Below are 21592 nucleotides of genomic sequence, written 5' to 3' on the forward strand. Positions count from 1 at the left end.
CAGGCCAAGGGCTTTGTCGTGCTGCCGAAACGTTGGGTCGTGGAGCGCAGCTTCGCATGGTTTAACCGCTGTCGGCGCCTGGCCAAGGACTGGGAATGCCTCAACGCAAAGGCGCTTGCCTTCCTCAAACTCGCCTCCATCCGACTTATGATCAGAAGGCTTTGTAATCCATCATAAAGTGTCCGAACTGACTCTTAGGTTCGCTTAGTACATATGCGGACAGGTAGCTATGACCGATGAACGCAAAATGACGCCCCCGCCGGCGAATTGGGCAACTTTGTGGCAGCAAAGGCACACTCGGTTAGCCGGAGGTTAACGCCACGTGCTGGCATCAGGGCTCGGCACCCTCTGCTTTGGTAGGCTTGCCGCTTCGCGCAAATCCTGAAAGGTTGCCGCCCGCAATTACAGCCGGAGAACCCGCCCCATGAAGACACGCGCCGCCGTGGCCGTTGCCGCTGGAAAACCGCTTGAGATCATGGAGGTCGACCTCGAAGGTCCGCGCGAAGGTGAAGTTCTGGTCGAGGTCAAGGCCACAGGCATTTGTCACACCGATGAATTCACCCTGTCTGGCGCTGACCCGGAAGGCCTCTTTCCCGCCATCCTCGGCCACGAGGGTGCCGGCGTCGTGGTGGACATCGGCAAGGGCGTGACCAGTCTGAAGAAGGGCGACCACGTCATTCCGCTCTACACGCCGGAATGCCGGCAATGTCCGTCCTGCCTGTCCCGCAAAACCAATCTGTGCACCGCCATCCGCGCGACCCAGGGCCAGGGCCTGATGCCGGACGGCACCAGCCGCTTCTCGATCGGCAAGGAAAAAATCTTCCATTATATGGGCTGCTCGACCTTCTCCAACTTCACCGTGTTGCCCGAGATCGCGCTGGCCAAGGTCAATCCGGCCGCGCCCTTCGATAAGATTTGCTACATCGGCTGCGGCGTCACCACCGGCATCGGTGCGGTGATCAACACGGCGAATGTCGAAGCCGGCGCAACGGCGGTGGTGTTCGGGCTAGGCGGTATTGGCCTCAACGTCATTCAGGGTCTCAGGCTCGCGGGAGCCGACATGATCATCGGCGTCGACCTGAACAACGACAAGAAGGCCTGGGGCGAACGTTTTGGCATGACGCATTTTGTCAATCCGAAGGAGATCGACGGCGACATCGTCCCCTATCTGGTCAATCTCACCAAGCGCGGCGCCGACCAGATCGGCGGCGCCGATTACACCTTCGACTGCACAGGCAACACCAAGGTGATGCGGCAGGCGCTGGAAGCCTCGCATCGTGGCTGGGGCCAGTCGGTCGTCATAGGCGTCGCAGGCGCCGGTCAGGAGATTTCGACACGGCCGTTCCAGCTTGTCACCGGGCGCGTCTGGAAAGGCACGGCCTTCGGCGGTGCGCGTGGCCGCACCGACGTGCCAAAAATCGTCGACTGGTATATGGACGGCAAGATCGAGATCGACCCGATGATCACCCACACGCTGACGCTGGACGAGATCAACGAGGGTTTTGACCTGATGCATGCCGGTGAGAGCATCAGGAGCGTGGTGGTATACTGAGGCCAGAATGTCGCCCGTCATCTATGTCGATGCCGATGCCTGCCCGGTAAAGGACGAGGTGGTGAAAGTGGCCGAACGGCTTGGCCTCGTCGTCACCTTCGTCTCGAATGGCGGACTCAGACCATCGCGCGATCCGATGATCCGCAATGTCGTCGTGCCTAAATCGGCCGACGCCGCCGACGACTGGATCGTCGACAACGCGCAAGCCAACGACATCGTGGTGACGGCCGACATCCCGCTTGCGGCACGGGCCGTGGGCCAGAACGTGCACGTTTTAGGACCGACCGGAAAGCCGTTCACGCCGGAGAACGTCGGCATGGCGGTGGCGATGCGCGATCTCAAGCAGCATCTTCGGGAAACCGGCGAAAGCAAAGGCTACAATGCCGGTTTCGCGCGCGAGGACCGCTCGCGCTTTCTCGGCGCGCTCGACCAGATCGCGCGACGCGCCATCGCCGCAGCCAAGAGCGCCACATGACCCGGCACAACCGTAACGCTTCGTTCTATATCGCGCTGACGGCTGGGGTGGTCGTCCTCATCGCCCTGCTGCTGATCGCGCCGGCCTATGCCGTCACGGCCGCCGCGAATGTCTTCTTCCTCGCCTATCTCGTGCAAAGCGCTGTCAAGCTCCGGCGCCTAAGCGCCTCCTACCTGCATAAGCATGCGGCACGTGTCGACGTGCCGGAATGGGTGATCTTTGTAGTGACCCTCTTTGCCGTCGCTGTGACGGTCATATCCCTGTTTCGCCTGATCAATGCGGCAGACCACCCGACGGTGCTGCAGCTCGCCCTGGCATTGGCGTCGGTGGCGCTCGGCTGGGTGACAGTGCATACCATGGCCGCCTTCCACTACGCTCACGTCTATTGGGCACCGGTGCACAGACGCTCCGACGGCGTGGCGATGCGGCATGGCGGGCTGGAATTCCCGCAGACGCCCGAGCCATGCGGCTACGAGTTCGTGTATTTTGCTTTCGTCATCGGCATGACGGCGCAAACGTCGGACGTGGTAATAACCAACACCGACATGCGCAAGCTGAACATGCTGCATGCGGTGGTGTCGTTCTTCTTCAACACGGTTCTGGTGGCTGCCGCTGTGAACCTTGCCGTCAGCTTCGGCGGATAAGCGCGCGAACGGTCCGCGTCGGGACGACTGATCCAAAACGGCGACTGCCGACGGAAGGCAGCCTTCCTGAGACACCACCGCGAATACTCGTGTGTGATCAGGCGAACTGTCTCGTGCTGGTGAAACATTCGACCGTTCCACTACGTATTGCCCTTCAGGACACCTGCGCAATGCGCCGGCTGGTCCGAAGGAGCGCAGACCATGACACCGTCACAACACGAATCCACCACGGAGGGGCACGCTGCGGATTCCCAAGAGCCGTCACTGAAACCCGGCAAGGGGCCTCTGATCTACCGGCAATATTTCTGGACCAGGGCATCGCACTGGCTCTGGGCGGTAAGCCTGTTCTTCCTGCTGCTGTCCGGCCTGCAGATATTCAACGCCCACCCGGCGCTTTACCTCGGCGATCAGTCAGGGTTCGGCTTCGACAACGAAGTATTGTCGATGCGCGCCGAAAATACGGCGACGGGGCCCGTCGGCCACACCATCATTCTCGGCCACGCCTTCGATACCTCCGGCCTGCTCGGCCTGTCATGGGAAGACGGACAACCGATGGGACGCGGTTTTCCCGCCTGGGCGACGATCCCCTCCTATCAGGATCTGGCGACCGGCCGCGTCGTGCATTTCTTCTTCGCTTGGATGCTGTCGGCGACACTTATGCTCTGGCTGCTGGGCAGTTTGATCAATGGCCACCTCCGTCGCGATTTGCTCCCCAGCCTGTCCGACTTAAGGAACCTGCCGCGCGACTTCGCCGATCATGTGCGCCTGCGCTTCCATCACGGCCGCGACTACAACACGCTGCAGAAATTCGCCTATGGCGGCGTGCTGTTCCTTCTCTTGCCGTTGATGATCGCCACGGGGCTCGCCATGTCGCCGACCATGAATGCCGCCGTGCCCTGGCTTCCCGAAATCCTCGGCGGACGTCAGACGGCGCGTACCATCCATTTCCTGACCATGCTGCTGCTTGTTGGCTTCTTTATCATCCACATGTTGATGATCCTCGCTGCCGGTCCGTTCAACGAACTGCGTTCGATCGTCACCGGCTGGTATCGGACCGACCCACAAACGTCCGCGGAAGTGCAGACCGAAGGGAGATCATGATCATGAGCACCTTTCGCATCAACCGCCGGAAATTTCTTTCGGCATCGAGCGTGGCGGCTTCGTCAATGCTGCTGTCCGGTTGCGACATTTTCGATGGACTGCCCGCGGGTGGCAACGTCCGCAACGTTCTGGAGAGCGCCAACGACCTGACCTATCGCGTACAGCGGCTCTTTGCTGGCCGCGACGCGCTGGCCCAGGAATTTTCCGAGGCCGACATCCGTCAGCCGCAGCGGCCGAACGGCATCACCGCGCCGGACGATTCGGTCTACAAGGAGCTGCTTTCCAGGAATTTCGCCGACTGGCGCCTTGAAGTCACCGGCCTCGTCGGTAAGCCGCTGTCATTGTCGCGCGACGAACTCCAGAAGATGCCGGCGCGCACCCAGATCACACGCCACGACTGCGTCGAAGGCTGGAGCTGCATCGCCAAGTGGACGGGCACGCCGCTGGCCCTGGTGCTGGACGAAGCGAAGGTAAAACCGCAGGCGCGCTTCGTCGTCTTCCACTGCCTTGATACGATCGAGCGCAGCCTGTCGGGCGACGTCAAATATTACGGCTCGATCGACCTGGTCGACGCGCGGCATCCGCAGACCATCCTGGCCTACGGGCTGAACGACAAGCCGCTCCCTGTCGAGAATGGCGCGCCGCTACGAGTGAGGGTCGAGCGCCAGCTCGGCTACAAGATGCCGAAATACGTCAATCGCATCGAATTGGTGGACAGTTTCGCCGCCATGGGTTTCGGCAAGGGAGGCTATTGGGAGGATCGCGGCTACGATTGGTTTGGTGGCATCTGATGCTATTTTCTTGCCTTTCCAATGGCTTAAACGAAAAGCCCGATCAAACGGTTGTGCATGAAGGCTTGTTGCGACATGCTTGTCCTGCCGCCATCGGATCGAGCGGCGTCAATCAACACAAGACCAAGGAGGTGCGCCGGTTGCCGGAAAGCACAAACATTTTCGACGAAAAGCCCGACTTTGACACGATCGGCGGACGCCTCTCACGCGCTCGCGAATCCGCCGGGCTCGACATCAAGGGCTTAGCATGGCGTCTCGGCGTCGGCGACGAGTCGATCCGGGACTGGGAAACCGATCGGTCCCAGCCTGACGCACGATTGCTTACAAAGATGGCGGGCCTGCTCAACGTCAGCCTGTCATGGATATTGCATGGCGTCGGCACGTCGCCCGACGAGCCCGACGAGCCCGTGCTGATTGAATCCGTCGGCACGCAACTCGACCGGCTCAAGCATCTGAACGTCGAAACCGGGCACCTCATAACGCGGCTTGAAAGCGATCTCGAGCGACTGCGGCAGCCGGTCGCGTTCCTCGACTACGCCCCATAGTCCTCGTTTGAGTTGTGCTCGCGCAGCCCCGACCGGATCGGCCAACATCGATGACTGCTCAGCCGATCGCCTCGCAATAGTGCGTTTGCAAAGGGCGCCTGCGCGGTTGCGCTATCGCCGACGTACCGCTCGACGGGGCAAATCCAAGTAGACGATGAGAGGCGGCGCGAGCCGTCGGAGCACAAACCTTGGCATCACGCAGATGCTCTCACCCTGCCCGAAGGATCGAATCGCCCGTATCGGCCCACGACGCGCCCGCGAACCGATACGGGTCGCAACCGAATCGTCGATCAGGCGACCTTGTCCCCGCGTCCATCGCGCCTGCAATTCCGCTCTTCATCTCGTTCATCGCGGCACACCGCAACGGGCGCGTTGCGCCGGCGACCCGGCCGCTCGACCGCCTCTTTGTCTTGGAAATAACAAACCGGTCTTGAGATTGCGCAAAGGAGGGTGGTTAGCGATCTGTTTCAGCCACGGCCCCTGATGACAAAGGCGGGTCGCTGGGCTAAATACGACTCGTCGGAGGTTCCGCAAGGGCCTCGCCGGTTCGCGGGAGAGAGCAGCGACGCTGCCGCCGAAGGGGAAATCGCCCGAAATCTCTCAGGCAAAAGAACCGCAACCGGTCAAGACACTCTGGAAAGTCGGGGCCGAAAACCCCGCGCCGAAGGTGTAAGCGTCGCCGACAGAGTTCCGGTTGCGCGAGTCTCTCAGGCTTCAGACAGAGGGGCACGGAATGGCCGCTTCAGCGGCCGGATACGTGCGCTCTGGAGAAGCAATGACCGACCTCGGCCAAAAGAAACTTCCGCTCGAAGACATGCATCAGGCGGCCGGCGCGCGCTTCGGCCCGTTCGCCGGCTGGTCGATGCCGCTGCAATATGCCGCCGGCGTGATGAAGGAGCACCTTCACACCCGCGAACATGCCGGCCTGTTCGACATCTCGCACATGAAGTTGTTTACGGTTTCCGGTGCGGGCGCCTCCGCGCTGCTGTCGAAAGCCTGCCCGATCGACGCCGAGGCGCTGACCGAACGGCAATCCAAATACACCTTCTTTCTCACCGAGACCGCCGGCATCATCGACGATCTTATCATCACGAGGCTCGGCCCGACGCGCTTCATGGTCGTCGCCAACGCCGGCAACGCCGCCGAGGACGAGGCGCACCTGACGGCGCTGGCGGAGGATTTCGACTGCAAGGTTACGCCGCTCGACCGCGTTTTCCTGGCGATCCAGGGACCGGAGGCCGAAGCCGTGCTCAAGGCCGCCGGTGTCGACGGCTCGGCCTTCGCCTTCATGACCGGCTTCGAGCCGCGTGAAAACTGGTTCATGAGCCGGTCCGGCTATACCGGCGAGGACGGTTTTGAGATCGGCCTGCCCGAGGCGGATGCACGCAACCTCGTCGCAAAACTGCTCGCGGACGAACGCCTGATCTGGATCGGGCTCGCCGCCCGCGACAGTTTGAGGCTGGAGGCCGGGCTCTGCCTGCACGGTCAGGACATTTCCAAGGACACCGATCCGGTGGCGGCCGGTCTGCTCTGGGCGATCCCGAAGACCCTGCGCACCGAAGGCACCTTCATTGGCGCCGAACCGCTGCACAAGAAGATCGCGCTCGGCGCTGGCGAAAAACGGGTCGGCCTGAAGCCGGACGGCCGCCAGCCGGTGCGAGCCGGCGCCTCGCTCTTCGACGAGACGGGCGCCGCCGTCGGCCGCGTCACCTCCGGCGGCTTCGGCCCTTCGGCCGGCCATCCTGTCGCCATGGGCTACCTCGCCGCCCCGCTCGCCAAATCCGGCGCAAAAGTTTTCGCCGACGTTCGCGGCACAAAAGTGCCGGTCGACGTCCATTCCCTGCCCTTCACCCCACACCGCTATCGCAAAGGATGACCCCCATGCCGCAGATTTTCTACACCGAAGACCATGAATGGATCCGCGTCGAGGGCGACACGGCGACCGTCGGCATCACCGATTACGCGCAGGAACAGCTCGGCGACCTGGTCTTCGTCGAACTGCCGGAGGCCGGCAAGACGGTGAAGAAGGGCGACGTGGCGGTGGTCGTGGAGTCGGTCAAGGCCGCCTCCGACGTCTATGCTCCGGTCGACGGCGAGATCGTCGACGCCAACGGTGCGCTGTCCTCCGAGCCGGCGCTGGTCAATTCGTCCGCCACCGGCGACGGCTGGCTGTGGAAGATGAAGCTCGCCGACAAGGGCCAGCTCGAAGGCCTCATGGACGAGGCCGCCTACAAGAAACACATCGGCTGAGGCATTCACTATGACCCAGAAATCCGAATTCGCGGGCCGGCATATCGGCCCGGGCATCGCCGAGACGCGCGCCATGCTGGCCTCGCTCGGCGTGCCGTCCCTGGAAACGCTGATCTCGCAGACCGTGCCGCAGTCGATTCGGCTCGGCCGGCCGCTCGACTTGCCGGCGCCCGCCACCGAGGCCGAAGCTCTCGCCGAGCTGGCGCAAAAAATGTCGGCCAACGTCGTGCTCAAAAGTTTCGTCGGTCTCGGTTATCACGGCACCCATGTGCCGCCGGTCATCCTGCGCAACCTGTTCGAGAACCCGGCGTGGTACACGGCCTATACGCCCTACCAGGCCGAGATCAGCCAGGGCCGGCTGGAACTGCTGTTCAACTACCAGACACTGGCGGCCGAACTCACCGGACTGCCCGTGGCCTCCGCCTCGCTGCTCGACGAAGCGACCGCACTGGCCGAGGCGGTCGGCATGGCGGTACGCCATCACAAGGACAAGCGCACGAAGATCGCCTTCGCCAACCAGCCGCATCCGCAGACCCGTGACGTCGTCGAGACCCGCGCCGAGCCGCTGGGCTGGGATATCGACGGCGACACGATCGACGACAACACGGCCGCCCTCGTCGTCGCCTGGCCCGACACGTATGGCGTGTTCGGCGACCATTCCGAAAAAATCGCCGAGGCTAAGGCCGCCGGCGCGATCGTCATCTTCGTCGCCGATCCGCTGGCGCTCACCATCATGCAGACGCCGGCCAGCCTTGGCGCCGACATCGCGGTCGGCTCGATGCAGCGTTTCGGCGTGCCGATCGGTTTCGGCGGCCCGCACGCGGCCTATTGCGCCGTATCCAACGCGCTGACCCGGCTGATGCCGGGTCGCCTCGTCGGCCAGTCGGTCGACACCAAGGGCCGGCCCGGCTACCGGCTTGCCTTGCAGACTCGAGAGCAGCACATCCGCCGCGACAAGGCGACCTCCAACATCTGCACCGCGCAGGCGCTGCTGGCCAATATGGCCACCGCCTATGCGATCTGGCACGGGCCGGAAGGTCTTCAGGCCATCGCGAACCGCGTGCATGGGCTGGCCGCGCGGCTCGCCGCTTCGCTGAAGGCTGCAGGCCACACGGTTCTGGGCGACCATCGCTTCGACGCCGTGACGGTGGAGGTGAAGGGCAACGCCAAGGCCCTCGCCAAGTCGGCGCAGAAGGACGGCCGGCTGCTGCGCATGGTCAATGAGGACCTTGTCGGCATCAGTTTCGACGAGACGTCCACGGAAGCCGATCTCGAAGCCATCGCGGCGGTTTTCGGAGCAAAGGCTGAGGCAACCGCCGGACGCGCCCTGCCCGGCGCGCCGCGCCCGCTGAAAGGCTTTTTGACCCAGCCGTTTTTCCACGAGAACCGCTCGGAAACCGAGATGATGCGGTTCCTGCGCAGACTGGCAGACAAGGACCTTGCGCTCGACCGCACCATGATCCCGCTCGGCTCCTGCACCATGAAGCTCAACGCCGCCGCCGAGATGATCCCGGTGTCGTGGCCCAACGTCGCCAATCTGCATCCCTTCGCGCCAAAGGCGCACTCGAAGGGCTACAAGTCGATGACCGACGATCTGGAGCGCTGGCTCTCCGAAATCACCGGCTTTCACGCCGTGTCGCTGCAGCCCAACGCCGGCAGCCAGGGCGAATATGCCGGCCTGCTGGCTATCAGTCGCTATCACGCCTCGCGCGGCGACGCGAACCGCACAGTCTGCCTGATCCCCTCCTCCGCCCACGGCACCAATCCGGCAAGCGCTGCGATGGCCGGCATGGACGTCGTGGTGGTGAAATGCACCGACAGCGGCGACATCGACATGGACGACATGCGCGCCAAGGTGGAGCAGCACAAGGCCAATCTGGCCGCGCTGATGATCACCTATCCCTCGACGCATGGCGTGTTCGAGGAAGGCGTCAAGGACCTGACCAAACTGATCCATGACAATGGCGGGCAGGTCTATCTCGACGGAGCCAACCTCAACGCCCTGGTTGGTCTTGCCCGGCCCGGCGACATCGGCGGCGACGTCTGCCACATGAATCTGCACAAGACCTTTTGCATCCCGCATGGCGGCGGCGGGCCGGGCGTCGGGCCGATCGGCGTGGCGAAACATCTTTCGCCGTTCCTGCCCGGCCATATCGACCACGGATCGACGCATCCGGTCTCGGCGGCACCGTTCGGCAGCGCATCGATCCTGCCGATCACCTGGATGTATATCCGCATGATGGGCAGCATCGGGCTGAAGAACGCCACCGAAATGGCGATCCTCAACGCCAACTACGTCGCCAATCACCTGAAGGAGTTCTTTCCGGTGCTCTATGCCGGCCGCAACGGGCGCGTGGCGCATGAGTGCATTTTGGACACCCGCGTTCTGAAGGACAGCGCCGGCATCGGCGTCGAGGACGTCGCCAAGCGGCTGATCGATTACGGCTTCCACGCGCCGACCATGTCATGGCCGGTCGCCGGCACGCTGATGGTCGAGCCGACTGAATCCGAGCCCAAGGCCGAGCTCGACCGCTTCTGCGACGCGATGATTTCCATCGCCCGGGAAGCGGCAAAAGTGGCGTCGGGCGAATGGCCGAAGACCGACAATCCGCTGGTCAACGCCCCGCATACGTCGGCGGAAGCGCTGGCCGGCGAGTGGGCGCATGCCTATTCGCGGCTGGAGGCGGCCTACCCCGCGGCCGATCCGAACGTCTCGGCGAAATATTGGCCGCCGGTGTCGCGCATCGACAATGTCGCGGGCGACCGCAACCTCGTCTGCTCCTGCCCGCCGCTGGCGGACTATCTCGGCGCGGCGGAGTAGTTCGGCCCAACCCGAAAAACGTTCGCGCGAGTGCGACGTTCAAACGGAAACGCAGGGGACAGTTTACTTTCTTTCGGCAGAAAGGCCGCAGCGGTCCAGACATTGCGCTGGCCGAAAAAAGTAAACTGTCCCCAGCACTTACATCGGCTCGACGGCAAACGGCCAACCGATTTCGGCTTATCGACCAGCCGATACATTCCTCTTGCGTGTCACCTTGCGGCCTCTCCCAAAGGCTGGCATTCCGCGCCGCGCCGCGTAGTATCGCGCGACGCATACCGGGAGGACGCATTGCAGACCAAGAAGATCATCAACGACGGCAACAGGGCCGTCGACGAAATGCTGGAAGGCGTGCTCGCCGCCCATCCGAACCATCTTTTCGCCGTCCCCGGCAGCCCGCGTTCGATCGTCGCCAAGAGCGGCCCGCGCCCCGGCAAAGTCGGCATCGTCATCGGCGGCGGCTCGGGCCACGAGCCGACCTTTTTGGGTTATGTCGGCAAAGGTCTGGCGGATGGCTGCGCGGTGGGCAACGTCTTCGCCTCGCCCCCGCCGGACCCGATCCTCGAATGCGCCAAGGCGGTCAGCGGCGGCGCCGGCGTGCTGTTCCAGTACGGCAACTATGCCGGCGACGTCATGAATTTCGACATGGCCGCCGAGATGGCCGCCATGGACGACATCGAGGTACGCACCGCGCTCACCACCGACGACGTCGCCACCTCCGTCAAGGCGAAGCGGCGCGGCGTCGCGGGCAATTTTTTCGTTTTCAAGGCGAGCGGCGCAGCCGCCGACAAAATGCTTTCGCTCGACGAGGTCGAGCGCATCGCCCGCAAAGCCAACGACCAGACGTTCACCATGGGCGTCGCGCTGGCGCCCTGCTCGCTGCCGCAGACGCGAAAACCGAATTTCGAGATCGGCGGCGACGAGATGGAGATCGGCATGGGCATCCATGGCGAACCCGGCGTCCAGCGCAGCAAGCTGAAAACCGCCGACGAGATCGTCGACGCGATGCTCGACCGCATCTTTTCCGAGATGGCGCCCTCGAAAGGAGACAAGGTCGCCGTGCTGGTCAATTCGCTGGGCTCGACCCCGCCCATGGAACTGTACATCATGAATCGGCGGGTCAAACGGCGGCTGGACGACATCGGCGTCGGCGTGCACGCAACCTGGGTCGGGCCATACTGCACCTCCCTCGAAATGGCCGGCGCCTCGGTGACGCTCCACCGTCTTGACGGCGAGTTGAAGGAGATGCTGGACCATCCCTGCGATTGCGCCATGTTCCGCGCCGGCTGATTTTTTGCTCCTCGGCAATCACAATACGCCTCAGAAATCCGAGATCGTTGCATGACCGAAATTACTTCCGCTTGCCTAGTCGCCATGTTCGAAAAAATCGCCAAGGCGATCGAAGCCGAGAAGGACAGGCTGTGTGCGCTGGACGGCGTGATCGGCGACGCCGATCACGGCATCGCCATGGCGCTGGGTTTTTCCGCCGCCCGCGACGCGGTCACGGCTCTCGACCCCGCAGCCGATCCGACGACGGTGTTCAGCACCGCGGCAAAATCCTTCCTGAACGCCGTCGGCGCCTCCTCCGGCCCGCTTTACGCCACCGCCTTTATGCGCGCCGGCGCTACTGTCAAAGGTAAGCGAGCGCTGACCGACGCCGATTTCGTCGCCGCCTTTCAGGCCATGGCAAAAGGCATCCAGGACCGCGGCAAGGCCGAGCGCGGCGAAAAGACCATGATCGACGCTTGGCTGCCTGCCGCCGATGCCGCAGGCGAACGCTTCGCCGCGGGCGGCGATCTCGGCGCCTCGCTCGCCGCCGCCTTGGAAGCTGCAAGGGCCGGCGCCGACGCGACCAAAAAAATGGTCGCCGCAAAGGGCCGCGCCGAGCGCCTCGGCGAACGCTCGCTGGGTCATATGGATCCGGGGGCTGCCTCGGCAGTTGTGGTGATCGAGGCGATGAGGGAGGCAGCGACCAACTGAATCCCTCCCCCTTGCGGGGAGGGTCGTCGAACAAATTTCGCAAAGCGAAGTTTGCGAGACGGGGTGGGCTCGCCGCAGGCCAGAGTACGTCTTGAACTACCCACCCCCGCGTCAGAAGCCTCGCCTTGCTCAGCTTTCTCCGCGACCCTCCCGCAAGGGGGAGGGTTGAAACCGCGCTACCCGATCGCCGCCGACGCCCGCTTCAAAATGTCGATATACCCCTCCGCCTGCCAGGCGGAGCGCCCGATGAACAATCCGTCGACATGCGGCTGTGCGATCAGTTCGGCGGTGTTGCCCGGATTGACGCTGCCGCCATAAAGCACCGGCGGCGCGTCCGGCATGATCCCACCGGCCACCTGCTTGATCAGCGCCTGCTGCTTGTCCGCATAGTCGGCGCTGGCCGGGATGCCCTTTTCGCCGATCGCCCAGACCGGCTCATAAGCGAACAGGATCTGCGTGGATTTGCCTGCATCATCAAGGAATTGCAGCGCCCCCCTCACCTGCTCCGCCAGCACCTCGTCCGCCCTGCCCGCCTCGCGCTCGGCAAGCGTCTCGCCGACACAGATCAGCGGCACGAGGCCATGCCGCACCGCCGCCGCCGTCTTCAAGCCAACGGTACGGTTCGTCTCGCCAAAATGCTCGCGCCGCTCGCTGTGGCCGAGTTCGATCCAGTCGAGTCCGCAATCCTTGAGCATCGGCGCCGAAATCTCGCCGGTCCAGGCGCCGGCATCTTCCCAATGCATGTTCTGCGCGCCGACCTTGATACGGCTGTCCGCCAGCGCTGCCTTGACCTGCCGGCCCACCGTGAAGGGCGGGATCACGAATGGCTGGATGCGGGCTTCGAAATCCGGAAGGAACACCTTGACCGTTTCGGCAAATTTCAAAGCTTCCGCCAGGGTCTTGTTCATCTTCCAGCTCGTGCCGATGAAATAGGAAGCCAAGGTTTCGTCCTTTCAATCGATTGATACGGATGAATGCAGCAGGAAGCCCGCAAGGGAAACCGCGAACTTCGCCAAAATCGGCAAAAGCACTGTTTTTCCAGCGGATTTTCTTTTAAGGGCTCGGGCGCATCCAGATTTTTTGCCCCAACGTCAGGAGATAGACTGTATGGCCCGGATCACCCTTCGCCAGTTGCTCGACCATGCCGCCGAGCACAGCTACGGCGTGCCTGCCTTCAACATCAACAATATGGAGCAGGCGCTGGCGATTATGGAAGCGGCCGACGCGGTCGACGCACCGGTGATCCTCCAGGCCTCGCGCGGCGCCCGCGCCTACGCCAACGACATCATGCTGAAGCACATGATGGACGCCGTAACCGAAATCTATCCGCACATCCCGGTGTGCGTGCATCTCGACCACGGCAACGAGCCCGGCACCTGCATGACCGCGATCCAGTCGGGTTTCACCTCGGTGATGATGGACGGCTCGCTGAAGGCCGACGGCAAGACGCCGGGTGACTGGGACTACAATGTCGGCGTGACCAAGGCGGTGACCGACATGGCGCATCTCGGCGGCATTTCGGTCGAGGGCGAGCTTGGCGTGCTTGGCTCGCTGGAGACCGGCATGGGCGACAAGGAGGACGGCCACGGCGCCGAGGGCAAGCTCTCCCACGACCAGTTGCTGACCAACCCGGACGAGGCCGTGAAATTCGTCGCCGAAACCAAGGTCGACGCGCTCGCCATCGCAATGGGCACCTCGCATGGCGCCTACAAGTTTTCCCGCAAGCCCGACGGTGCCGTGCTTGCCATGCATGTCATCGAGGAAATCCACAAGAAACTGCCGAACACGCATCTGGTCATGCACGGCTCGTCATCGGTGCCGGAGGATCTTCAGGAGATCATCAATCGCTACGGCGGCAAGATGAAGCCGACCTGGGGCGTGCCGGTGGAAGAGATTCAGCGCGGCATCAAGAACGGCGTGCGCAAGATCAACATCGACACCGACAACCGCATGGCGCTGACCGGGCAGATTCGCAAGGTTCTGAGCGACGACCCGACCGAATTCGACCCGCGCAAGTACCTCAAGCCGGCCATGGCGGCGATGACGAAACTCTGCAAGCAGCGGCTGGAAGAGTTCGGCACGGCCGGCAATGCGCAAAAAATCAAGCCGCTGCCGGTGTCGGATATGGCGAAGCGATACAAGAGCGGCAGCCTCGATCCGAAATTCGGATAGCAAGTCATCACACCGCCCAAAAAGCATCGCCGGTGCGCGCACCGGCGATGCACGACCTCATATCGGCTAACCCCGGCGGTGAAGTTCCGAAACGACCTCGCCGGACACCGCGTCAGTAACGCCGCGGCCTTCGCCAAGGTCTTCCAGCATCCCCCGTCCCCTTTCCAGGTTTCTGACCATCAGGGGTCGGGCTGCAACAATGCTTTCCATGCTATCCCACTCGCCGATCATGCAATAGGAACGATCACCCGTCTTGATGAGCGAAGCGCTGCGCAGGCCGGCAAGGTCCGATCGGTCGACCTCTCTGTTCAGGCGAAGAAATTCTTCCTCGAATTCCGGCCTGACGCGATAACGAACAACATTGAATGCGGTCATATCCTCCCCCCTTGGCTTCAATGTTCCGCAACATCCCGAGCACAATACTCAGTAGATCAGAACAAAAAGACCATAGCACTCATCTGGCACCGGCACACGCCGGTGCCACGACAAATCCAAGGAGAGAGAGTCCCGAAAAGCCGGACGGAGTGGCATACTCCGTCCGAACTCAAGCCTGTTTGGGCGTTACGCGTTCGCGGCCGCAACCGCCCGCTTCGCCATGACAACCACCAGATTGGCGCGGTATTCGGCCGAGGCGTGCAGGTCGCTCATCAGCCCGGCGCTCGGCACGGAGATGCCTTCCAGCGCGGCGGCGTCGAATTTTTTCGCCAGCGCGGCCTCCATCGGCTTCGAACGAAACACGCCGCCCTCGCCTGCGCCCGTCACCGCGACACGCACGCCATCCTTGGTCTTGGCAACGAACACGCCGGTCATGGCGTAGCGCGAGGCCGGGTTTGGGAATTTCGAATACCCAGCTTTTGCCGGCGCGGTGAAGGTCACGCCGGTGACGATCTCCCCGTCCTTCAGCGCTGTCTCGAACAGGCCGGTAAAGAACTTGTCCGCCGAAATCTCACGCTTGTTTGTGACGATATTGGCGGCAAGCGCAACCAGAGCCGCCGGGTAATCCGCCGCCGGATCGTTGTTGGCGATCGAGCCGCCGATCGTGCCGCGATGGCGCACATGCGGGTCGCCGATATGCGCGGCCAGATGGCAGATTGCCGGGCAGACGGATTTCAGCTTGGCGTTGGTGGCTACCTCGGCATGGGTGGTCGCCGCGCCGATGGTGACCGTCTTGCCGGACACGGTGATGCCCTTTAGGTCGGCGATATGTGTCAGGTCGACGAGGTCGGAAGGCGCGGCCAGCCGCGTCTTCATCGCCGGGATCAGCGTCATGCCGCCCGACAGGAATTTCGCCTCGCCCTGCTTTGCCAGTTTCGCCGCATCGGCGACGGACGAGGCGCGGTGGTAGTTGACTTGGTACATGGATTTTCTCCCTGTGGAGGGCAGTAGTGAGTAGGCAGTCGGACTAACCCCGAGCTGTGCCGCCCTCGTTACCTCCCTACTGCCGACTGCCTATTCCCTATTGCCTCAATTCTTCGCCGCCCTTGCCGCCGCCCAGACCTTCTGCGGCGTCGCCGGCATGGCGAGTTCGTTGGTGCCGATCGCGTCGGTGATGGCGTTAATCACCGCCGGCGGCGAGCCGATGGCACCGGCCTCGCCGCAGCCCTTGATGCCCAGCGGGTTGCCCGGACAAGGCGTGTTCGAGGTCGAGACCTTGAAGGACGGCAGATCGTCGGCGCGCGGCATGGTGTAGTCCATGTAGCTTGCCGTGATGAGTTGCCCGCCGGCATCGTAATGCGCGCCTTCGAGCAGCGCCTGGCCGACGCCCTGGGCGATGCCGCCATGCACCTGGCCCTCGACGATCATCGGGTTGATGACGTTGCCGAAATCGTCCGCCGCCACGAACTGGATGATTTTCGTGACGCCCGTATCCGGATCGATCTCGACCTCGCAGATGTAGCAGCCTGCCGGGAAGGTGAAATTGGTCGGATCGTAGAAGGCGCCTTCCTTCAAGCCCGGCTCCATGCCCGAGGGCAGGTTGTGGGCCGTATAGGCGGCAAGCGCCATCTGGAACCAGGGCACGTTCTTGTCGGTGCCAGCCACCTTCAGCGCCCCGTTCTCGATGACGATGTCGGCCTCGTCGGCCTCCATCAGGTGCGCGGCGATCTTCTTTGCCTTGGCCTCGACCTTGTCGAGCGCCTTGACGATCGCCGACATGCCAACGGCCCCGGAGCGCGAGCCGTAGGTGCCCATGCCCATCTGCACCTTGTCGGTGTCGCCATGCACGATCGACACGCTCTCGATCGGCACGCCGAAGCGTTCAGCGACAAGCTGGGCGAATGTAGTCTCATGGCCCTGGCCGTGGCTGTGCGAGCCCGTCAGCACTTCCACTGTACCGACCGCGTTGACGCGGACCTCGGCGCTTTCCCACAGGCCGACGCCGGCGCCAAGCGAACCGACAGCCGCCGAAGGCGCGATGCCGCAGGCCTCGATGTAGCAACTCATGCCGATGCCGCGCAGCAGGCCGTTCTTGGCGGCGGCAGCCTTGCGAGCGGGGAAGCCGGCATAATCGGCGGCCTGCATCGCCGCGTCGAGCGAGGCGGCATAGTCGCCCGCGTCGTAGCACATGATCACTGGCGTCTGATGCGGGAACTGCGTGACGAAGTTCTTGCGGCGAAGCTCGGCCGGGCTGACGCCCAGCTCGCGCGCCGCCGTCTCCATGGTGCGCTCGACCAGATAGGTGGCTTCCGGCCGCCCTGCCCCGCGATAGGCATCGACAGGCGCGGTGTTGGTGTAGACCGTGCGCACGTTGGCGTGGATCGCCGGGATGTTGTACTGGCCGGACAGCAGCGTCGCATAGAGATAGGTCGGCACCGACGACGAGAACAGCGACATGTAAGCGCCGAGATTGGCAATCGTGTCGACCTTGAAGCCGGTGATCCGGTTGTCCTTGTCGAAGGCCATCTGGACTTCGCTGACATGGTCGCGGCCGTGCGCGTCGGTCAGGAAGCTTTCGGTGCGGTCGGCCACCCATTTTACCGGCACGCCGGTTTTCTTCGACGCCCAGAGGCAGACGAGTTCTTCCGGGTAGATGAAGATCTTCGAGCCGAAGCCGCCGCCGACATCCGGCGCGATGACGCGCAGCTTGTTCTCCGGCGCGACATTGTAGAAAGCGCTCATGACGAGGCGCGCCACATGCGGGTTCTGCGAGGTCGTCCAGCAGGTGTAATGGTCCTCGCCTTTGTCGTAATGGCCGAGCGCGGCGCGCGGCTCCATGGCGTTGGGCACCAGCCGGTTGTTGACGATCTTCATCGTCGTGACATGCGCGGCCGCGGCAATCGCGGCGTCCGTCGCCTTGGCGTCGCCGATCTCCCAGTCGTAGATGAGGTTATTGTCGGCCTCGGGATGAAGCTGCGGCGCGCCCTTCTTCAGCGCGTCTACCGCGCTCGAAACCGCCTTCTTCTCCTTGTAGGTGACCTCGACAGCCTCCGCCGCGTCACGCGCCTGACCCTTGGTATCGGCAACCACGATCACCACCGCGTCGCCGACATACCGCACCCGGTCGAACGCCAGCGGCGACCACGCGCCCATCTTCATCGGCGTGCCGTCCTTGGAATGGATCATCCAGCCGCAGATCAGATTGCCGATGCCGTCGGCCTTGAGCTCTTTACCGGTCAACACGCCGATGACACCCGGCATGGCCTTGGCTTTCGAGACGTCGATCTTCTTGATTTCCGCATGCGCGTGCGGGCTGCGCACGAACGCGGCATGCTTCATGCCGGGCACGACCATGTCATCGACATAGCGCCCGTTGCCGGTGATGAAACGTTTGTCTTCCTTGCGCGCAACGCGTGCGCCGATGCCTTCGATACCCATGAGAGTTCCTCCCGAATCTTGGACCAGGCAGTCGGCAATAGGCAGTCGTGAAACGCACCCTTCGGCGCCGAAATCATCCTACTGCCGGCTGCCTACTCACGACTGCCTTCCGTCTCACGCCGCCTTCTTCGCCTTGCCCTTGCCAGCCTTCGACATCGCCTCCGACGCCGCGAGGATCGCCTTGACGATGTTGTGGTAGCCCGTGCAGCGGCAGATGTTGCCTTCCAGCTCGGCGCGCACCGTCGCCTCGTCGAGGCCGTCGGGATGGCGGTTGATCATGTCGGTGGCCGACATGATCATGCCCGGCGTGCAGAAGCCGCATTGCAGCCCATGATGCTCCTTGAAAGCGGCCTGCACTGGATGCAGGTCGGCGCCGTCGGCGAGCCCTTCGATGGTCACCACCGTGGAGCCGGAAGCCTGGGCTGCGAGCATGGTGCAGGACTTGACCGCTTTGCCGTCGACATGAACGACGCATGCGCCACATTGCGAGGTGTCGCAACCGACATGCGTGCCTGTCAGGCCCAGATTTTCCCGCAAGAAATGAACGAGCAGCGTGCGGTCCTCGACGGACGCGCCCACCTTTCGGCCATTCACGGTTAGAGTAACGTCCGACATATTGCCTGCCTCCCTCGGTAGGTATTCTGCGCGGTCGGCTCTCCGGCGTCCCGCGGATCGAACTCATGCGTTCGAGGCGCAAACAACGCGATCCTCGCCGCTCCGGTCGAGAATGCAGCCGCCCCCCGCGAACCGTATATTGTACTTAAGACGATACGGTCCGTTGCCACAGCATTGCAAAACTCCGGCGTCCGGACAAGAATGCATTCGGCACCTGCGTGCACGACACGCAAAACGAAGGGCCGGAGGAAAGGCTGGAGGAGTTGGCGCGAGTCTGCTCAAAGACAAGTTACGGCTGCGGGTTGACTGTGCTCAGCACGGATAGGCCGGATGCGCAGGCGTTCGCCCGGGAAGTGGCCCGCACGGCCGCCACGACGGGCGCCGGTTTCGCCCTGTTCTTCTTCTCGCAAAGCCTTGTGCGCGCAGCGGATCTTTCCGCCGCGATTTCCCGTCACGCGCCGGCACTTCGTCACGCCGGATGCTCGACCGCCGGAGAAATCACGCCGGGCGGTGTCGAGGAAGGCCAGATGCTGGCCATTCTTTTCCCTGCCGAAAGCTTCACCATCGCCAGCGCGATGATTCCCAACCTGTCCGGATCCGGCATGGAATCGATCGCCGCGCAGGTCGGCGCATTGCGGCGCTCGCTTGCCACGCATACCGGCCGGCTGTCGTCCGACAATGCGTTTGCACTCTGTCTCATCGACGGCCTGTCCTTCGCCGAGGAATCGGTAGCGTCGGCAATCCACTGGGGTCTGGATGATATTCCGCTGGTCGGTGGGTCGGCCGGAGACGATTTGCGTTTCCAGGCAACAACGCTGATATCCGACGGCGTCGCCGCCACCGATTGCGCTGTGGTCATCCTGATGGCGACCGATGTGCCGTTCCATGTCTTCAAGACCGAGAATTTCGTGCCGACCAACGAGAAACTGGTGGTCACCGCTTCCGACCCCAACCGCCGGGTCGTCCACGAGTTCAACGCTACGTCAGCTTCCGAGGAGTTCGCGCATGCCGTCGGCGTCATGCCTGACGCGCTGACGCCCATGAGCTTCGCGTCGCATCCGGTTGTCGTGCGTGTCGGCGGCGAATATTACTGCCGCTCGATCCAGAAGCTGAACACCGACGGTTCGCTCTCCTTCTTCTGCGCCATCGACGACGGTATCGTGCTGTCCATCGCCGAGCCGACCGACATGGTCGAATCGACACGTTCGGCACTCGCGGATGTCGGCAACAAGGTCGGCGGCATCGACGTCATTCTGGGTTTCGATTGCGTGCTGCGCCGGCTGGACGCCCGCAACCGCCAGGTGCTGCGGGATATTTCGGACCTTTACCGGACAAACAATCTCATAGGCTTCGGCACCTACGGCGAACAATATCGCACAATGCACCTCAACCAGACGCTGACCGGCATCGCTTTCGGCCACCGCCACGCGGCCGAATAGGAGTCTGCGGCGTGCTTGTGGACGAAATCACCGACATCCAGCGGCTGCGCAAGATCAATGCGGCGTTGATCTCGCGCGTCGAGCGGGCGATGGACCAGCAGGGCAACGCGTTCTCGCTGTTCCAGACCGCGATCAACCTCGAAAGCCGGGTTCGCAACCGCACCGAGGAACTCCGCTCCACCTTGCGGCGGCTGGAGGAATCCAACGTCGATTTGTTCGCTGCCAAGGAAGCCGCGGAACTCGCGAACCTGTCGAAGACGCGCTTCCTCGCCGCCGCCAGCCACGACGTGCTGCAGCCGCTCAACGCCGCCCACCTTTCGGTCTCGGCGCTGTCCGAGTTGCAGACGACCGAGGAAGGCCGCCGGCTGGTCGGCCAGGTCGAGCGTTCGCTGACCACCATCGGCAATCTCTTGCAGACGCTGCTCGACATTTCCAAGCTCGACGCCGGCGTGGTCATGCCTGAGATCGCCGAGATCCCGCTGGACCAACTCTTCTCCTCGATAAAGTCGGATTTCCAGCCGATCGCCGAGCAGAAGGGCCTGAAATTCCGCTTCCGCGCCAGCAACGCGATCGTCCGTTCCGACCGGACCATGCTGCACCGACTGTTGCAGAACATCGTCTCCAACGCCGTCCGCTACACCCGCGCCGGCGGCGTGTTTGTCGGCGCGCGGCGACGCGAGGGAAAGGTAAGGATCGAGATCGCCGACACCGGCTGTGGCATCCCGCAAGATCACCGCGACGCCGTCTTCGAGGAGTTCCACCGGGGTCCAGGCGCGATCGAAAGCGATATTTCGGGCGCCGGCCTCGGGCTCGGCCTGTCGATCGTGCGCAGGATGGCTGACGCGCTCGGCCACCGCATCGGCTTCTCGTCGGTGGTCGGGCGCGGCACGGTCTTCTGGCTGGAGGTGCCGGCGATGGCCGCTCGCCCGCCGGTGATCGTCGAGCCTGCCGCCGACACCAAACGCCCGCGCGGCTACGGCCTGTTCGGTACGAAAGTCTTGCTGGTCGAGAACGATCCCGGCGTCGCCGAAGCGATGATGGCACTGCTACAGCGCTGGCAATGCGCGGTGCGCCCGGCCGCGTCCTCCGACGAGGCGATCCGGGCGCTTGGCGACACCGACTGGGTTCCGGACGTCGTCATCGCCGACCAGCATCTGGAGGGCGGCGACCTTGGCAGCCAAACGATCGGCGAGGTGCGGTCCTATCTCAGACGCGACGTGCCGGCACTGATCATCACGGGCGACGGCTCGTCCGCCCTGGCGCAGACCGCCCGCGCATCAGGCATCGAACTGATGCGCAAGCCGGTCAAGCCGGCGCAATTGCGGGCGCTGCTGGCGCATTTGCTCGCTTAGGGCAGTAGGCAGTAGGCAGTAGGCAGTAGGCAGTAGGAGAAAAAT

The 21592-nt window shown here is 63.4% G+C and carries 20 protein-coding genes and 1 riboswitch; of the genes, 15 read left to right on the top strand and 5 right to left on the bottom strand.

What is annotated here, in order from left to right; genetic code table 11:
• The 12 genes from ABMA59_RS16195 to dhaL all read left to right on the top strand — a co-directional run.
• On the top strand, window positions 1-177 hold a 177-nt coding region (locus ABMA59_RS16195; protein WP_349006645.1), incomplete at its 5' end, for a transposase.
• A 247-nt stretch (window positions 178-424) separates the two neighbouring features.
• Window positions 425-1552 (top strand): S-(hydroxymethyl)glutathione dehydrogenase/class III alcohol dehydrogenase, encoded by a 1128-nt coding sequence (locus ABMA59_RS16200; RefSeq protein WP_349006412.1) that lies wholly within the window; start codon window positions 425-427, stop codon window positions 1550-1552.
• Between the two features lie 7 nt (window positions 1553-1559).
• On the top strand, window positions 1560-2027 hold the full coding sequence (locus tag ABMA59_RS16205; RefSeq protein ID WP_349006413.1) for a YaiI/YqxD family protein: 468 nt from the start codon (window positions 1560-1562) through the stop codon (window positions 2025-2027).
• A complete protein-coding gene (locus tag ABMA59_RS16210; RefSeq protein WP_349006414.1) occupies window positions 2024-2671 on the top strand; it encodes a DUF1345 domain-containing protein in 648 nt (215 codons plus the stop codon). Before ABMA59_RS16205 ends, ABMA59_RS16210 begins: the two co-directional genes overlap by 4 nt.
• A 201-nt stretch (window positions 2672-2872) precedes the next feature.
• Window positions 2873-3772, top strand: a complete 900-nt coding sequence (locus ABMA59_RS16215; protein WP_349006415.1) for a cytochrome b/b6 domain-containing protein — start codon at window positions 2873-2875, stop codon at window positions 3770-3772.
• Window positions 3773-3774: 2 nt separating this feature from the next.
• The gene (locus ABMA59_RS16220; RefSeq protein WP_349006416.1) at window positions 3775-4563 is read left to right on the top strand and encodes a molybdopterin-binding protein; all 789 of its coding nucleotides are present in this window, start codon (window positions 3775-3777) and stop codon (window positions 4561-4563) included.
• The gene (locus tag ABMA59_RS16225) at window positions 4545-5108 is read left to right on the top strand and encodes a helix-turn-helix domain-containing protein (protein WP_349006417.1); all 564 of its coding nucleotides are present in this window, start codon (window positions 4545-4547) and stop codon (window positions 5106-5108) included. Before ABMA59_RS16220 ends, ABMA59_RS16225 begins: the two co-directional genes overlap by 19 nt.
• A gap of 540 nt (window positions 5109-5648) precedes the next feature.
• Window positions 5649-5734, top strand: a riboswitch (glycine riboswitch).
• 149 nt (window positions 5735-5883) lie between these two features.
• Entirely contained in the window at window positions 5884-6984 is a 1101-nt protein-coding gene (gene gcvT, locus ABMA59_RS16230) for a glycine cleavage system aminomethyltransferase GcvT (RefSeq protein ID WP_349006418.1), read from the top strand.
• 5 nt (window positions 6985-6989) lie between these two features.
• A complete protein-coding gene (gene gcvH / locus ABMA59_RS16235; protein ID WP_349006419.1) occupies window positions 6990-7358 on the top strand; it encodes a glycine cleavage system protein GcvH in 369 nt (122 codons plus the stop codon).
• Between the two features lie 10 nt (window positions 7359-7368).
• A complete protein-coding gene (gcvP, locus tag ABMA59_RS16240) occupies window positions 7369-10179 on the top strand; it encodes an aminomethyl-transferring glycine dehydrogenase (RefSeq protein ID WP_349006420.1) in 2811 nt (936 codons plus the stop codon).
• Between the two features lie 288 nt (window positions 10180-10467).
• Window positions 10468-11466, top strand: a complete 999-nt coding sequence (locus tag ABMA59_RS16245) for a dihydroxyacetone kinase subunit DhaK (RefSeq protein WP_349006421.1) — start codon at window positions 10468-10470, stop codon at window positions 11464-11466.
• 51 nt (window positions 11467-11517) lie between these two features.
• Window positions 11518-12156 (top strand): dihydroxyacetone kinase subunit DhaL, encoded by a 639-nt coding sequence (gene dhaL / locus ABMA59_RS16250; RefSeq protein ID WP_349006422.1) that lies wholly within the window; start codon window positions 11518-11520, stop codon window positions 12154-12156.
• A gap of 176 nt (window positions 12157-12332) precedes the next feature.
• On the opposite strand, the gene ABMA59_RS16255 is transcribed toward dhaL, so the two are convergent.
• Window positions 12333-13097, bottom strand: a complete 765-nt coding sequence (locus tag ABMA59_RS16255) for a triose-phosphate isomerase (protein ID WP_349006423.1) — start codon at window positions 13095-13097, stop codon at window positions 12333-12335.
• 166 nt (window positions 13098-13263) lie between these two features.
• Between ABMA59_RS16255 and fba the strand changes: the two genes are divergently transcribed.
• Window positions 13264-14328: a class II fructose-bisphosphate aldolase gene (gene fba / locus ABMA59_RS16260; protein ID WP_349006424.1), complete on the top strand. Its 1065-nt coding sequence runs from the start codon at window positions 13264-13266 to the stop codon at window positions 14326-14328.
• 66 nt (window positions 14329-14394) lie between these two features.
• Here fba and ABMA59_RS16265 read toward each other — a convergent pair whose 3' ends face one another.
• From ABMA59_RS16265 to ABMA59_RS16280, 4 genes are all read right to left on the bottom strand, one after another.
• A complete protein-coding gene (locus ABMA59_RS16265; protein WP_349006425.1) occupies window positions 14395-14703 on the bottom strand; it encodes an antibiotic biosynthesis monooxygenase in 309 nt (102 codons plus the stop codon).
• Window positions 14704-14889: 186 nt separating this feature from the next.
• Window positions 14890-15687 carry an FAD binding domain-containing protein gene (locus tag ABMA59_RS16270; protein ID WP_349006426.1) on the bottom strand — a complete coding sequence of 266 codons (798 nt, stop codon included), beginning with the start codon at window positions 15685-15687 and terminating at the stop codon, window positions 14890-14892.
• 105 nt (window positions 15688-15792) lie between these two features.
• Window positions 15793-18141, bottom strand: a complete 2349-nt coding sequence (locus ABMA59_RS16275) for a xanthine dehydrogenase family protein molybdopterin-binding subunit (RefSeq protein WP_349006427.1) — start codon at window positions 18139-18141, stop codon at window positions 15793-15795.
• Between the two features lie 114 nt (window positions 18142-18255).
• Window positions 18256-18756 (bottom strand): (2Fe-2S)-binding protein, encoded by a 501-nt coding sequence (locus ABMA59_RS16280; protein WP_349006428.1) that lies wholly within the window; start codon window positions 18754-18756, stop codon window positions 18256-18258.
• Between the two features lie 218 nt (window positions 18757-18974).
• Between ABMA59_RS16280 and ABMA59_RS16285 the strand changes: the two genes are divergently transcribed.
• Together ABMA59_RS16285 and ABMA59_RS16290 are read left to right on the top strand one after the other, a co-directional pair.
• The gene (locus ABMA59_RS16285) at window positions 18975-20195 is read left to right on the top strand and encodes an FIST N-terminal domain-containing protein (RefSeq protein WP_349006429.1); all 1221 of its coding nucleotides are present in this window, start codon (window positions 18975-18977) and stop codon (window positions 20193-20195) included.
• Window positions 20196-20206: 11 nt separating this feature from the next.
• Entirely contained in the window at window positions 20207-21547 is a 1341-nt protein-coding gene (locus ABMA59_RS16290) for an ATP-binding response regulator (protein WP_349006430.1), read from the top strand.
• Window positions 21548-21592: the final 45 nt, after the last annotated feature.

The sequence above is a fragment of the Mesorhizobium yinganensis genome, from assembly GCF_040081985.1.
GTDB classification, from domain to species: Bacteria; Pseudomonadota; Alphaproteobacteria; order Rhizobiales; family Rhizobiaceae; genus Kumtagia; species Kumtagia yinganensis.

Bases quoted from the DNA above. Each gene is read 5' to 3' on its own strand.
- ABMA59_RS16200 (WP_349006412.1), top strand. From the start codon at position 425: ATGAAGACACGCGCCGCCGTGGCCGTTGCCGCTGGAAAACCGCTTGAG.
- ABMA59_RS16205 (WP_349006413.1), top strand. From the start codon at position 1,560: ATGTCGCCCGTCATCTATGTCGATGCCGATGCCTGCCCGGTAAAGGAC.
- ABMA59_RS16210 (WP_349006414.1), top strand. From the start codon at position 2,024: ATGACCCGGCACAACCGTAACGCTTCGTTCTATATCGCGCTGACGGCT.
- ABMA59_RS16215 (WP_349006415.1), top strand. From the start codon at position 2,873: ATGACACCGTCACAACACGAATCCACCACGGAGGGGCACGCTGCGGAT.
- ABMA59_RS16220 (WP_349006416.1), top strand. From the start codon at position 3,775: ATGAGCACCTTTCGCATCAACCGCCGGAAATTTCTTTCGGCATCGAGC.
- gcvT (WP_349006418.1), top strand. From the start codon at position 5,884: ATGACCGACCTCGGCCAAAAGAAACTTCCGCTCGAAGACATGCATCAG.
- gcvH (WP_349006419.1), top strand. From the start codon at position 6,990: ATGCCGCAGATTTTCTACACCGAAGACCATGAATGGATCCGCGTCGAG.
- gcvP (WP_349006420.1), top strand. From the start codon at position 7,369: ATGACCCAGAAATCCGAATTCGCGGGCCGGCATATCGGCCCGGGCATC.
- dhaL (WP_349006422.1), top strand. From the start codon at position 11,518: ATGACCGAAATTACTTCCGCTTGCCTAGTCGCCATGTTCGAAAAAATC.
- fba (WP_349006424.1), top strand. From the start codon at position 13,264: ATGGCCCGGATCACCCTTCGCCAGTTGCTCGACCATGCCGCCGAGCAC.
- ABMA59_RS16265 (WP_349006425.1), bottom strand. From the start codon at position 14,703: ATGACCGCATTCAATGTTGTTCGTTATCGCGTCAGGCCGGAATTCGAG.
- ABMA59_RS16270 (WP_349006426.1), bottom strand. From the start codon at position 15,687: ATGTACCAAGTCAACTACCACCGCGCCTCGTCCGTCGCCGATGCGGCG.
- ABMA59_RS16275 (WP_349006427.1), bottom strand. From the start codon at position 18,141: ATGGGTATCGAAGGCATCGGCGCACGCGTTGCGCGCAAGGAAGACAAA.
- ABMA59_RS16280 (WP_349006428.1), bottom strand. From the start codon at position 18,756: ATGTCGGACGTTACTCTAACCGTGAATGGCCGAAAGGTGGGCGCGTCC.